Consider the following 12235-nt stretch of genomic DNA (forward strand, 5'->3'; position numbering starts at 1 on the left):
CGCGATCAAAAGAAATGAATGATCGAGAGTCCGCGCTTGCCGCGCCCGGTCGGGCGGCGGCCCGGTCGTCACCTGGAGCACCCCACCGCGGAGGAGGGTTGCCGACCAGCTAGCCAGGGCTTGACGCTGGTACTCATGACCTGGTTGAAGAGCTTGCAGAAGATCGCGGTTCTTGTCAACCCCGCCGCGAAAATCATCCGAAAGTTGGATCGGGAGGGCCGAAAAGGTCGAATCGCGAGATCGTTGCTGAAGCGTATGGTCGGAGAGGAAGTTAGGGTATCCAAAGGTGGGCGCCCCGAGACGTAGATTTTCGACCGAACGAGGAGCTCGACCATGTTGGACACCAGCACCGCCGCGCCGTTCTCGACGCTCATCCGCAGCGCGACCGAACAGCAGCACGCCGAGGCCGAGCACTCCACCTTCATGCGCGATCTGCTCACCGGTGAGCTCGGTGTGGAAGCCTTCTACCGCTACACCTCGCAGCTCTGGTTCGTCTACGAGGCACTCGAAAAGCATTCCGCCGCACTGGCTTCCGATCCGGTCGCGGGACCGTTCGTACAGCCGGGGCTGGCCCGCCTGGCCGCCCTGGAAGCCGATCTGGCCTACCTCGGCGGCGCGAACTGGCGCGATGAGCTGACCCCGCTGCCCTCGACCGCCGCCTACGCCGCCCGCATCGAGGAGTGCGCGACCGAATGGTCCGCCGGCTACGTGGTGCATCACTACACCCGCTACCTGGGTGATCTGTCCGGCGGCCAGGTCATTCGCGGTACCGCCGAGAAGCTGTGGAACCTGCCCAAGAAGGGTGACGGCGTGCGCTTCTACGTCTTCGACGACATCTCGAATCCGGCCGCGTTCAAGCGCGAGTACCGGGAGAACCTGGACGGACTGCCCATCGAGGGCGCCGATGTCGAGCGCGTGCTCGATGAGGCCCGCCTCGCGTTCACGATGAACACCGATGTGTTCCGCGAACTGGGCGCGGAATTCAGCGCGCGGAACTGAATCTCTGCCGCTCCGAGGGCCGCCGCACGTTTCTCCTCCGGAACGTCGGCGGCTTTCTCATGCGTGGTGAAAACACTTGCGCCGTGGCCCGTGGTGGGTTGCCATGGACGGGTGAGTATTCCCCTGCTGCTGAGCTTTCTCGGGCTGTGCGTGCTGCTGGCCCTGACCCCCGGCCCGGATACCTTTCTGGTGCTGCGTTTTTCGATGGCCGGGCCGCGTCCGGGGATCGCGGCGGCGGCCGGATCGGCGTTCGGCGGGATCGTCTGGGCGGTGGTGGTCGCGGCGGGGGTGGCGGCGCTGCTGGAGCAGTCGGCCACGGCCTATCGCAGCCTGAAGGTGATCGGCGGAATCTACCTGTTGTACTTGGGGATTCGGGCGCTCATGGCGCATCGTAAGGGGCTCGCGGACGCGGAGTCGGAGTTGGCCGCGCGGGGGTCGCGGGAACGGGCGTCATCGATTCGCTCCGCATTCGCCGCGGGGTTGCTGTCCTGTATTTTCAACCCGAAGGTCGGGCTTTTCTATCTCGCGGTGCTGCCGCAGTTCCTCACCCATGTGACATTCGCGAATACGCTCACCCTGGGCGCGATCGAATCATCCATCGCCGCAATCGAAATGGTGCTGCTGGCGGTGGCGGCCTCGCGCGCGGTGGAACTGCTGCGCAAGCCGAAGGTGCGGGATCGGCTGGAGCAGGCGAGCGCCGGAATTCTGGCGGCGCTGGGGATCGGAACCGTCGCCTCGGCGGCGGCGTGAGTCAGTCGGCGATCTCGGCGCGGTGGTAGACGCCGTTGTAGTAGACCAGCGGGCCGACGGCGGGCGCGTCCTCGGTGTTGTCGTGCACCCGCGTGACCAGGCCGATCACCAGGGTGTGATCGCCGATCGGAATCAGCTGGTGCACGGTCGCGCGCACCCAGATCGGGGTGCCGTGCAATACCGGTTCGCCGGATTCGAGGGTGGTCCATAGCGACCGGTCGGTGAATCGCTCCTCGGCGCTGCGACTGAACCGCTGCGCCAGATGCTTCTGATGCTCACCCAGGAAGTGCACCACCACCGATTCGGCCTGCGACATGGCCGCGATACTGGACGAGGTCTCGGCGATATTGAACGAGATGAGCGGCGGCTGCGCGGACAGCGAGGCGAACGAGGTCGCGGTGAAACCGACCGGCCCGTCCGGAGATTTCAGCGTGACGATGGTGACGCCGGCCGGATAGTGGCGCATGGCGGCGCGATACTGCTGGGCGGTGATGCCGCTCAGGTCGTCGGGCACATGGAGCTCGGCGCCAGGCGTCGGAGAATCGGTCACCTTCCGAACCTACGTCCACGGCCCGCCGGATATTCCATCCGGTGCGGAAATTCGCCGGCACTCAATCGACGTCAATCGCCAGACCAGCGGTTATCCGAACCAGCTCACCAAAAGTGGTGCGGAATACCGTGTTCGGATGCCCGCCCGCCGCCCACAATTCCGAATGCCGCGCGAGCGCGGTATCGATGTACGTGGGCAGGTTGATCGGATGCCCGACCGGGGCGACCCCGCCCACCGGCTGACCCGTCACCTGCTGCACCATGGCCGCCGGGGCCCGGGTCAGCGTGCCCTCCAGGCGTTCCCCGGTGCGATCCAGATCGACCGTGTGCGCGCCGGACACCAGCAGCAGCACCGGATCGTCGTCGAGCAGGAACAGCAGCGATTTGGTGATCGCGCCGAGCTCCACGCCGAGCGCCTGGGCGGCCTCGGCCGCGGTGTGGGTGGGTTGCGGCTGGGTGAGGATGACCCCGTGATGACCGCGAGCAATCAGTGTGTCGGAAACTTTGGAAGCGACCGGTGGCAGGGACCTGCGCATGGCACCAGAGTAGAGCGATTGCGGTGGATGTGCGGGGGATCAGTATTCGGGATAGCCCTCTTCCGGGCCGAGCATTCGCTCGATGCGTGCTCGCGTGACGCGCTGGAGCTCGGCGACGCTGTGCTCCGAAATCGTTTCGCGCGCACACGAATCGAAGGCGTGCTCCAATTCGGCCGCGGAGAGCGCGCGCAGTCCCGTCGCGACGGCGGTGTGCAAAGCGTCGTAGCCGGGGTAGGGGCGGCCGTCGGCGATCTTCTCGGCCCAGCTGACACAGCTGCAGCATTCGTACAGGGCGTGTACGGCGCGCTGGCGGGAACAGGAATTGAAGCGGTCGAGGCCGATTCCATGATGCATCAACACGGGAAACTCCCAGCCCGGAGTGTGGCTTGCGGACCCTGCTAATCGTCCCGTCCGCGAGCCCCCGGAAACCAGTGCGGGACAGCAGATTTAGCACAGGATTTACACCGCCCGCCCGGACCCTCCGCACCCCCGATACGCTGGACCGATGACCGACTGGAAGGCTTTCGAGGTCGAAAGCAAGGACCACATCGCGACCGTCACCCTGACCGGTCCCGGCAAAGGCAATGCCATGGGCCCGGACTTCTGGCGTGAACTGCCGCTCATCTTCCGCGAGCTCGACGCGGATCCGGAAGTACGGGCCGTCGTGCTCACCGGGTCGGGTAAGCATTTCTCCTACGGGCTGGACCTGCCCGCCATGAGCCCGCTGTTCGGGCCGCTGCTCGCCGATAAGGCGCTCGCGGGACCGCGCACCGACTTCCTGCGCCACGTGCGCGAGATGCAGGCCTCGGTCACCGCGGTGGCGGACTGCCGCAAGCCGGTCATCGCGGCCGTCTCGGGCTGGTGCATCGGCGGCGGACTGGATCTGATCGCGGCGGCCGATATCCGGCTCGCCAGCGCGGAGGCCAAGTTCAGTCTGCGCGAGGCGAAGGTCGCCATCGTCGCGGATATCGGATCGCTGCACCGGCTGCCCGGAATCATCGGTGAGGGGCATCTGCGCGAACTCGCCTACACCGGCAAGGATATCGACGCGGCCCGGGCGGAGAAGATCGGTCTGATCAACGACGTGTTCGCCGATCAGGAAGCGGTGCTGGACGCGGCGTACGCGCTGGCTCGCGAGATCGCCGAGAACCCGCCGCTGGTGGTGCAGGGCATCAAGGATGTGCTGGATCAGCCCAAGGCGGGCAAGGTCGCCGACGGACTGCGCTACGTCTCGGCGTGGAACTCCGCGTTCCTGCCCTCGCACGATCTCACCGAGGCGATTCAGGCCGTCTTCGAGAAGCGCGCCCCGAAGTTCGAAGGCAAATAACAACTTTCGTAGCTGAACGAGAGGGAAGTCCCGCCGCGCATGACGGTGGGCGGCACGGAAACCGCACCGCCCACCGCATGATTCGGCACCGAGATCAGTGGCCGCCCTGCTCCTTCAGGCGCGCGTACGCCTCGGTGACCAGGGTTTCGGCCTTGGCGCGGTTGTCCCAGCCCTCGACCTTGACCCACTTGCCGGGCTCCAGGTCCTTGTAGCGCTCGAAGAAGTGCGCGATCTCCTTGCGCTGGAACTCCGGGATGTCCTCGACGTCCTGGATGTGATCCCAGCGCTTGTCCTTGTTCGGGACCGCGACCAGCTTCTCGTCGGTGCCGGCCTCATCGCTCATGATGAGCACGCCGACCGGACGGGCCTCGACCAGCACACCCGGGAACACGGGCTCGGGCAGCAGCACCATGCAATCCAGCGGATCGCCGTCGCCGCCGAGGGTGTTCTCGATGTAGCCGTAGTCGGCCGGGTACATCATCGGCGTGTACAGGTAGCGGTCCAGCCGCACCCGGCCGGTCTCATGGTCTACCTCGTACTTGTTGCGCTGACCCCGGGGGATCTCGATGGTGACGTCGAACTCCACGTCATCTCCTTCTTCGGTGCGGGTATGGCTGCCGACTCGCCAGCTCGTTCGGGGGAACGACTGCGCAACGAGGATAGTGTGATGCGCGGATGCGTGGGTTCGGCAGGGACGGGTATCAGGGAGACGGCGGCAGGTGGCTCGGAACAAGCAGAACATCGGTGGGCTGGAAGCCAAGCGGCGTCGGAAGACCTGGATCCTGGTGGCATCGGTCTTGGTGGTGGTGCTCGGCATCGCCACGGGTGTGGTGTTGACGCTGAAACCGTGGACGGAGGAATTCCGGCACGGGGGCTTGACGATCGCGGACCCGCCATCGCCGGTGCAGCCGTTACCGCAGGTGGCGCCCGCTCCGGCGGACGCACCGGCGCCGAGCGCGAACGGTTTGGCCGCCGCGCTCGCACCCGTGGTCGGCAATCCGGATCTGGGGATTTTCGCGGCCTCGGTCTCCGACGCGGACAGCGGCAAGGTGCTGTGGACGACCGATCCCGGCAAGCCGATGATTCCCGCCTCCACCGCCAAGGTGCTGACCACGGCCGCCGCACTGCTGGCGCTGCCGCTGGACCATCGGGTGACCACGCAGGTGGTGACGGGCGCGGCCGCCAATGAGCTGGTGCTGGTCGGCGGCGGCGATCCGACGCTGACCGCGCAGCCGGATGGCAAGGGCTACTACCCGAATGGGCCGAAGCTCTCGGATCTGGTGGCGCAGATCAAGTCGTCCGGGCAGAAGCCGGACACGATCGTGGTGGACACCTCCGCGTACGCCGGGTCGGCCATGGCGCAGGGCTGGGATCCGGCCGATATCGGCGGCGGCTCCATCGCACCCATCGATCCGGTGATGATCGACGGCGGACGGCTCAATCCGCTGGTCGAGTATTCGCCGCGCACCGCGACCCCCGCGCTGGACGCGGGTCGCAGGCTGGCGAGCGATCTGGGACTCGATCCGGGCAAGGTGCGCCTGGGCAAGGCGGCCGCCGGAGCCACCAAGGTCGCCTCGGTGCAGTCCGCGCCGCTGCGAGATCGACTGCGCGACATGATGGTTCACTCCGACGATGTGCTGGCCGAGACCATCGGGCGGGAGATCGCCGTCGCCGCGGGCTCGGAGGCGTCGTTCACCGGCACCGTCACCGCCATGGCCACCACCCTGCGCGCCGCCGGATTCGATACGAGCGGCCTGACCCTGCTCGATGCCAGCGGGCTGTCGGTGGACGATCTCATTCCGCCGCGGCTGCTGGACCGCATCGTCACCGTGGCCGCCCTGCCGGGTAGTGGCGAGGGACAAGGCAATTCGGGTGTCACCGCGACCGCGAACACCACGGACCATCCGCTCGCGGGCCTGCTCGACTATCTGCCCGTGGCCGGGGCCACCGGCTCGCTCGCCGACCGCTACACCAGCCGTGACCGGGCCGGAGCGGGCTGGGTGCGGGCCAAGACCGGAACTCTGGACGTCGCGAGCGCGTTGGTCGGATATGTGCTGGATCGCGATGGGCGCGTACTGACCTTCGCGCTGATGTCCAATCAGCGGCTGCCCGAACAGAGCCGCCCCGCCTTGGACGCCATCGCCGCCGCACTGCGCAACTGTGGCTGCTCCTGACGGGTGGATGACTATGACCGGACCCGAACACCCCGCCGATCGGCCGGGCGCAGAGACAGGTCGTACCGATGAGAAGGCCGTCACGCGTATCGAATTCGCGGACGGCCGTGACGATGGGCAGGCACCGGTGAGCATCGACACCCGAGAGCCGTCACGGCTCAAATCCACGCTGACCGGTTCGGTCGATTGGAGCCTGGCCGCCCGCACCGGGGCCGCGCTGGTGCCGTCCGGGCCGCGCACCTCCCGGTATTCGGCCGAACAGGCCGTGCGCGAGCTCGCCGAGGCCTCCAAACGGGCCGAGGGGCCGGTGCGCGAGGTGAGCGGGCTCATCGACGGCCGGGCGGTGCCGGACGCGCGCGTGGTCGACCGCAAGGGCTGGATCGCGGCCGCCGCCGAATCCATGGGACAGCTCACCGGAACCGGCGTCGAGGCCGGGGGTAGGGGCAAATTCGTCGGTAAGCCCGCGGGCGTACAGGCCGGGGCCATGCTGGCGTTCCTGTCCACCGCGATCCTGGGGCAGTACGACCCGTTCAGCGGTCCGGACGGCACCCTGCTGCTGGTCGCGCCGAACATCATGGCGGTGGAACGCGCATTGGGCGTGCCGCCCAGCGACTTCCGGCTCTGGGTGTGCCTGCACGAGGTCACGCACCGGGTGCAGTTCTCCTCCGCGCCGTGGCTCGCCGAATACATGCAGCGCAATGTGGAGACCCTCGGTGACGCCGGGGAGGAGCCGATGGCGGATATGCTCGGCCGCCTGGTGGAGGCCGTGAAGGAACGCCGCCGCGGGATCGAGGATCCGGCGGGCGGCATGGTCGGGCTGTTGCGCGCCACCCAGGCCGAACCGCAGCGCGAGGCCCTGGACCGGTTGCTCATGCTCGGCACGCTGCTGGAAGGCCACGCCGACCACGTGATGGACGCCGTCGGCCCGGCCGTGGTCCCGTCGGTGGCGCGCATTCGCGCGGCCTTCGATCAGCGCCGCAAGCGGCCCGCCAATCCGCTGCAGCGACTACTCCGCGCGCTGCTCGGCATGGATGCCAAAGTGGCGCAGTACGTTCGGGGCAAGGCCTTCGTCGACGAAGTGGTGAACACCGTCGGCATGGATCGGTTCAACCACATCTGGACCGATGCCGACACGCTGCCGCGCACCGAGGAGATCGGTGACCCGCAGCGCTGGGTCACCCGCGTATTGGGCTGAGCCGGTCGCGCCGACCGATCGGCGACCTCGACCGCGACGGGTCGGGTGATCCCGCGCGCATGCGACGATCGGGGCGTGAATCCACGGCTACCCGAGACGCGTGCGGCGCTGGAAATGCGTCATGCGGTGCGGGATTGGCTGGGGAAATACGCCCCGGACGGGGTGGTCGCGGTCGGATTGTCCGGTGGCGCGGACTCATTGGCGCTGACCGCCGCCGCGGCCGTCGAGGCGGATGTCGTGGACGCCTACGTGGTCGATCACGGCTTGCAGGATGGCTCGGCCGAGATCGCGGCGCGGGCGGCCGCGACAGCCCTGGAGCTGGGATGCCGATCCGCGCGCGTGCTCACGGTCCGGGTGGGGACCGCGGGCGGCCTGGAAGCCGCGGCGCGACAGGCCAGATATGCCGCACTCGACCATGCGCGATCCGGGCTGCCCGTACTGCTCGGGCACACCCTTGATGATCAGGCCGAAACCGTCCTGCTCGGTTTGGCTCGCGGGTCCGGTGGCCGGTCGATTCAGGGGATGACCGATTACGCCGAACCGTGGGGGCGGCCGCTGCTCGGGGTGCGGCGGAGCGTCACCCGGCAGTTGTGCGCGGATCTCGGGCTGGAGCCCTGGGAGGACCCGCACAACAGCTCGCCGGAGTTCACCCGGGTGCGGCTGCGCACCGAGGTGCTGCCGCTGCTGGAGGAGGTGCTGGGCGGGGGAGTGGCCCCCGCGCTGGCCCGGACGGCGGCGCAGCTGCGGGAGGACGGCACCGCCCTGGATGCGATTGCCGAAGAGTTGCTGAAATCCGAGATTGATGGCGACGGGTTGCGTCTCGAGACGCTCGCCACTGTCGCCCCGGCGCTGCGGCGGCGCGTCATTCGCGCGTGGTTGCTCGCGGGCGGCGCAAAATCATTGACGGACAGCAATTTACGAGCGGTCGAGGCACTGATCACCGACTGGCGCGGTCAGGGCGGGGTGGCGGTCGGTGGTTCGGTCACCGGGACCAGGTTGGTTGCCGCGCGTGAACGTGGCAGGCTCATACTGGGCTCGGCCCACAGCGGACCCGATCGGGGTCGACATCATCTCTGAAGGGAAACCAGCGGACGTGTACGGGGACGACATCGCGTCGGTGCTGATCAGCGAAGACGAGATCGCGGACAAGGTTCAAGAGCTCGCCGAATTGGTCGCCAAACGTTATCCCGCCGGTGCCCCCGAGGGTGATCTGCTGCTGGTGGGCGTGCTCAAGGGCGCGATCTTCTTCATGACGGATCTGGCCAAGCGGCTGACCGTGCCCACCCAGATGGAGTTCATGGCGGTCTCCTCCTACGGATCCTCCACCTCCTCCTCGGGCGTGGTCCGGATCATGAAGGATCTGGACAAGGACATCGCCGGGCGCAATGTGCTGATCGTCGAGGACATCATCGACTCCGGTCTGACGCTGTCCTGGCTGCTGCGCAATCTGTCCAGCCGCAATCCGGCCTCGCTGGAGGTGGTGACGCTGCTGCGCAAGCCGGACGCGTTGCGCACCCAGGTGGATGTGATGGCGGTCGGTTTCGATATCCCGAACGAGTTCGTGGTCGGCTACGGCCTGGACTACGCCGAGCGGTACCGCGATCTGCCGTACATCGGCACCCTGGACCCGAAGGTCTACGGCGGGTAAACCGCGTCACACGAGCCTTCGCACGGAGACCGTTCGCCGGATTCGGCGGGCGGTCTTGCTGCTTCTGTGATGAAACTCACGTTAGAACCGTGGACGCGGTGAGCCGGGTTGCCGGGGCTTGTTGCCGGGGGTCAGCTCTCGAGTCGCGCCGGTCGGCGGGGGTGTGTAGCGTGGTGCGTGTTACTGCTGGTCACATGTCTGTATCAATTTCGGGCATGCGTGTCGGGGGGAATGGCCAGGAATTCGCGGTGCCGGTTACCGGAAAGTTTCGGGCGCGCCCTATGCTGTCTTTAACAAACCTGACGGCTGTTTTCTGACTCAGTTTCAAACTTTTGGGTCGGATACGGCTGGATATTCAAGACCGATTCTGATAGCAAGGGGCTATGGACCCGCATTTGCGCGACCTGCGGTATTTCGTCGCCGTCGCTGAGGAACTGCATTTCACCAACGCCGCCCAGCGGCTGCACATCGCGCAGCCCACGCTGTCCCGGCAGATTCGACAGCTGGAGCGTCAACTCGACGTGGTCCTGTTCGACCGCAATCAGCGCAGTGTCGCACTGACTGTCGCGGGCAAGGAACTGCTGGAGGGTGCGCGCCGCATCCTCGAGCTCTGGGAAGTCACCAATGTCGCGTTGCAGGAGGCGGGTGAGGTGCTGCGCGTCGGCATCCAATCCTCCATCGGCCGCGGCCTGATCACCGATCTGGAGAGCGCCAGCGGGCATCGACTCGCCCTGCACTCCGCATCCTGGACCGACCCGTCCAGTGGCCTGGCCGGGCGACAGGCGGACCTGGCGCTCATGTGGCTGCCCGTACCCGACACCGGTCGCTACCGGTGGCAGGTGCTGCGCACCGAGCCGCGCTGGGTGCTGCTGCCGGAGAATCATCCGCTGGCCGGACAGGACACCATCGAATTCGCCGCGCTCGCCGATGAATCCTTCATCGCCATGCCCGCCGAAGCCGGTGCGGCACGCGATTTCTGGCTCGGCGCGGACGCCCGCGGCGGTCGCCAGGCCAAGATCGGCGCGGAAGCGGCCACCGCCGAGGAGCGCCTGGAGGCGGTCTCGCTCGGACTCGGTGTCTGCCTGCTCGCCGAGAACAATGTGCCCATGTACCGCTGGCCCGGCCTGACCGCGCGACCCGTCGCCGGACTCGCGCCGTGCGAACTGGCCGTGGCCTGGCGCGCCGACGACGATCGCCCGACCATCCTCGAGTTCGCCGCCCGCGTACTCGAAGGCGGATTCGCGGACCGGGAACCGGTCGCCGCGCAGTAGCTCGATCGGGCGCAGTAGCTCGAATCAGACGGCGGTAGTGGGTCGGAGGCATTGCCGCCGCCGCTGAGCAGCGATATCGAAAAGGGCGGTCCCGCACCGGGACCGCCCTTTTCGTGCCTGAAGCGATTGGCGGCGTGGCCGCCGGGTCTACTCCTTGCCCGGCGCGGTGCGCTCCCACGGGCAGGCGGCCTCGAGCTGCGCTGCCAGTTTCAGCAGTGTGCTCTCGCTGCCCGGCGGGCCGATGAGCTGCGCGGCCAGCGGGGTGCCGGTGCGCTGATGCACACCCATCGGCACCGAGATGGCGGGCCAGCCGACCAGATTCCACAGCGGCGTGAACGGTGAGAACCGGGCGCTGGCAACGATATTGGCGAGCCACGGCCGCGAATGCCAACGGCGCGCGCGGGGCGGCGGGGTGGCCAGGGTCGGGGTGATGGCGACGTCATAGCGTTCGAAGTAGTCGAGCAGGCGCGCCTCGATGCGATCCACCTGGGACGCGCGCAGCAGACCCGATTTCAGTACGAAGCGGCCCAGCGCGATATGCGTGCGGGTGCGGCGCTGCAGCAGTTCCGGATGCGGAACCGTGCCCGCCTCGCGCGCGGCATTGGCCACCCAGCGCAGGCCGAGCGCGAAAGTCGCGCCCTGATAGGGGAGTTCGGACACCCCGATGGTGTGCCCGGCGGTGGAGGCGGCGGCCGCGGCCATATCGGCGGCGCCCGCCCAGGCCCGATCCACCCGGGACAGCGGGGTCGGCGCGGCGGTGGCCAGGCCGATGCGCAGTGTCTTGGGCGGATCCAGTTCGGCGAGCGCGGGCCGATCGGCGAGCACCGACAGCATGAGCGCCGCGTCCGCGACAGTGGTTGCCAGCACGCCGTTCTCGGTCATGCCGCCCCAGGAATCCAGTCCCACCTCGGCGGGCACCAGGCCGCGCCCGGGCTTGACGCCGACCACGCCGGAGCAGGCGGCCGGAATGCGCACCGAGCCCAAGCCGTCATTGCCGTGTGCGATGGTCACCATGCCCGCGCCGACCGCCGCGCCCGAACCGCCGGACGAGCCGCCCGCGCTGAAGCGCGGATTCCAGGGACTGCGGGTAATGCGCTCGGGGGTGTCGGTGACGCCCCAGAGTCCGAACTCCGGAACCGTGGTCAGGCCGACGATGACCGCGCCGGCCGAGCGTAGTCGCCGCACCACCGGATGGTCCGCGGTCGCGGGCCGATTGTCCCCGGCCAGCGATCCGGCGCGGGTGACCTCGCCGGTGACGTCGATATTGTTCTTCACCGCGACCGGAACCCCGGCCAGCGGCAATACGTCCAGATCGGGCCGCTCGGCCAGCGCGCGCGCTTCGGCACGGGCGGCGTCGAAGCGAACCTCGCTGAACGCGTTCACTTTTCGATCTTGTGCGCGAATCCGCGCGAGTACATCGTCCACCATCTGCTCGGCCGTCACCGATCCGTTCTGGACGGCGGAGGCGATCCCGGTCGCGGTGGTCAGATCCAAGGGTGGAAGGATTTCGGGAGTTTCGGGTTCTGCCGCGCAGATGTGCGGCTCCGGCTTCATATCGGCTTTATCGTCGTTCACCACTGCCTCGTTCACCGCTGCGTCAACCGCTAGCGCGGCTCCCTCGTCGTACATGCTGGTGTTCCCCCGTCGCTTCGAGTTCGAAATCGGGTGATCCGCTGTTCAGCCGCAAGTTATCATTCCGGCTATTGCTCAGGGATGATGGTGTCTGGTGTGGCGGATTTTTCCGGTATCGGAAAACCGTCCATCTATGGATCGTCAGTACGGATTC

13 protein-coding genes and 1 riboswitch are annotated in these 12235 nt (G+C 67.7%); of the genes, 8 read left to right on the forward strand and 5 right to left on the reverse strand.

Features of this window, described 5'->3' with window-relative positions; translation table 11 throughout:
- Positions 1-27: 27 nt before the first annotated feature.
- Positions 28-141, reverse strand: a riboswitch (SAM riboswitch).
- Between the two features lie 192 nt (positions 142-333).
- Both ACFC0O_RS26470 and ACFC0O_RS26475 read left to right on the forward strand, forming a co-directional pair.
- Complete coding sequence (locus ACFC0O_RS26470; RefSeq protein WP_364637571.1) at positions 334-999, forward strand: biliverdin-producing heme oxygenase; 666 nt, start codon at positions 334-336, stop codon at positions 997-999.
- 111 nt (positions 1000-1110) lie between these two features.
- A complete protein-coding gene (locus tag ACFC0O_RS26475) occupies positions 1111-1749 on the forward strand; it encodes a LysE family translocator (protein WP_375962285.1) in 639 nt (212 codons plus the stop codon).
- 1 nt (position 1750) lies between these two features.
- Here the strand turns inward: ACFC0O_RS26475 and ACFC0O_RS26480 are convergent, their stop codons facing one another.
- The 3 genes from ACFC0O_RS26480 to ACFC0O_RS26490 form a co-directional block, all read right to left on the reverse strand.
- The gene (locus ACFC0O_RS26480) at positions 1751-2215 is read right to left on the reverse strand and encodes a flavin reductase family protein (RefSeq protein ID WP_375963846.1); all 465 of its coding nucleotides are present in this window, start codon (positions 2213-2215) and stop codon (positions 1751-1753) included.
- A 145-nt stretch (positions 2216-2360) separates the two neighbouring features.
- A complete protein-coding gene (locus ACFC0O_RS26485; RefSeq protein WP_364637577.1) occupies positions 2361-2834 on the reverse strand; it encodes a YbaK/EbsC family protein in 474 nt (157 codons plus the stop codon).
- Between the two features lie 39 nt (positions 2835-2873).
- The gene (locus ACFC0O_RS26490; RefSeq protein ID WP_364638002.1) at positions 2874-3188 is read right to left on the reverse strand and encodes a 2-oxo-4-hydroxy-4-carboxy-5-ureidoimidazoline decarboxylase; all 315 of its coding nucleotides are present in this window, start codon (positions 3186-3188) and stop codon (positions 2874-2876) included.
- A gap of 151 nt (positions 3189-3339) precedes the next feature.
- On the opposite strand from ACFC0O_RS26490, the gene ACFC0O_RS26495 reads away from it, so the two are divergent.
- On the forward strand, positions 3340-4161 hold the full coding sequence (locus ACFC0O_RS26495) for a crotonase/enoyl-CoA hydratase family protein (RefSeq protein WP_375962288.1): 822 nt from the start codon (positions 3340-3342) through the stop codon (positions 4159-4161).
- 94 nt (positions 4162-4255) lie between these two features.
- Here the strand turns inward: ACFC0O_RS26495 and ppa are convergent, their stop codons facing one another.
- Positions 4256-4747, reverse strand: coding sequence for an inorganic diphosphatase (ppa, locus tag ACFC0O_RS26500; protein WP_364637581.1), 492 nt, complete (start codon positions 4745-4747; stop codon positions 4256-4258).
- A gap of 154 nt (positions 4748-4901) precedes the next feature.
- Between ppa and dacB the strand changes: the two genes are divergently transcribed.
- From dacB to ACFC0O_RS26525, 5 genes are all read left to right on the forward strand, one after another.
- A complete protein-coding gene (gene dacB / locus ACFC0O_RS26505; RefSeq protein WP_375963849.1) occupies positions 4902-6335 on the forward strand; it encodes a D-alanyl-D-alanine carboxypeptidase/D-alanyl-D-alanine-endopeptidase in 1434 nt (477 codons plus the stop codon).
- Positions 6336-6348: 13 nt separating this feature from the next.
- Complete coding sequence (locus ACFC0O_RS26510) at positions 6349-7530, forward strand: zinc-dependent metalloprotease (protein WP_375962291.1); 1182 nt, start codon at positions 6349-6351, stop codon at positions 7528-7530.
- A gap of 114 nt (positions 7531-7644) precedes the next feature.
- Positions 7645-8607 (forward strand): tRNA lysidine(34) synthetase TilS, encoded by a 963-nt coding sequence (gene tilS, locus ACFC0O_RS26515; RefSeq protein ID WP_375963852.1) that lies wholly within the window; start codon positions 7645-7647, stop codon positions 8605-8607.
- Positions 8608-8623: 16 nt separating this feature from the next.
- Positions 8624-9178, forward strand: coding sequence for a hypoxanthine phosphoribosyltransferase (gene hpt / locus ACFC0O_RS26520; RefSeq protein ID WP_364637587.1), 555 nt, complete (start codon positions 8624-8626; stop codon positions 9176-9178).
- Positions 9179-9561: 383 nt separating this feature from the next.
- A complete protein-coding gene (locus tag ACFC0O_RS26525) occupies positions 9562-10449 on the forward strand; it encodes a LysR substrate-binding domain-containing protein (RefSeq protein WP_364637589.1) in 888 nt (295 codons plus the stop codon).
- Positions 10450-10596: 147 nt separating this feature from the next.
- On the opposite strand, the gene ACFC0O_RS26530 is transcribed toward ACFC0O_RS26525, so the two are convergent.
- Positions 10597-12024 (reverse strand): amidase, encoded by a 1428-nt coding sequence (locus ACFC0O_RS26530; RefSeq protein WP_375962294.1) that lies wholly within the window; start codon positions 12022-12024, stop codon positions 10597-10599.
- Between the last annotated feature and the right edge of the window lie 211 nt (positions 12025-12235).

This window comes from Nocardia sp. NPDC056100 (genome assembly GCF_042266325.1).
In the GTDB taxonomy this organism is placed as follows: Bacteria; Actinomycetota; Actinomycetes; order Mycobacteriales; family Mycobacteriaceae; genus Nocardia.

Coding starts and splice junctions, on each gene's coding strand:
- ACFC0O_RS26495 (WP_375962288.1), top strand. CDS start 3,340: ATGACCGACTGGAAGGCTTTCGAGGTCGAAAGCAAGGACCACATCGCG.
- ACFC0O_RS26525 (WP_364637589.1), top strand. CDS start 9,562: ATGGACCCGCATTTGCGCGACCTGCGGTATTTCGTCGCCGTCGCTGAG.
- ACFC0O_RS26485 (WP_364637577.1), bottom strand. CDS start 2,834: ATGCGCAGGTCCCTGCCACCGGTCGCTTCCAAAGTTTCCGACACACTG.
- ACFC0O_RS26470 (WP_364637571.1), top strand. CDS start 334: ATGTTGGACACCAGCACCGCCGCGCCGTTCTCGACGCTCATCCGCAGC.
- ACFC0O_RS26490 (WP_364638002.1), bottom strand. CDS start 3,188: ATGCATCATGGAATCGGCCTCGACCGCTTCAATTCCTGTTCCCGCCAG.
- ACFC0O_RS26510 (WP_375962291.1), top strand. CDS start 6,349: ATGACCGGACCCGAACACCCCGCCGATCGGCCGGGCGCAGAGACAGGT.
- tilS (WP_375963852.1), top strand. CDS start 7,645: ATGCGTCATGCGGTGCGGGATTGGCTGGGGAAATACGCCCCGGACGGG.
- ACFC0O_RS26480 (WP_375963846.1), bottom strand. CDS start 2,215: ATGCGCCACTATCCGGCCGGCGTCACCATCGTCACGCTGAAATCTCCG.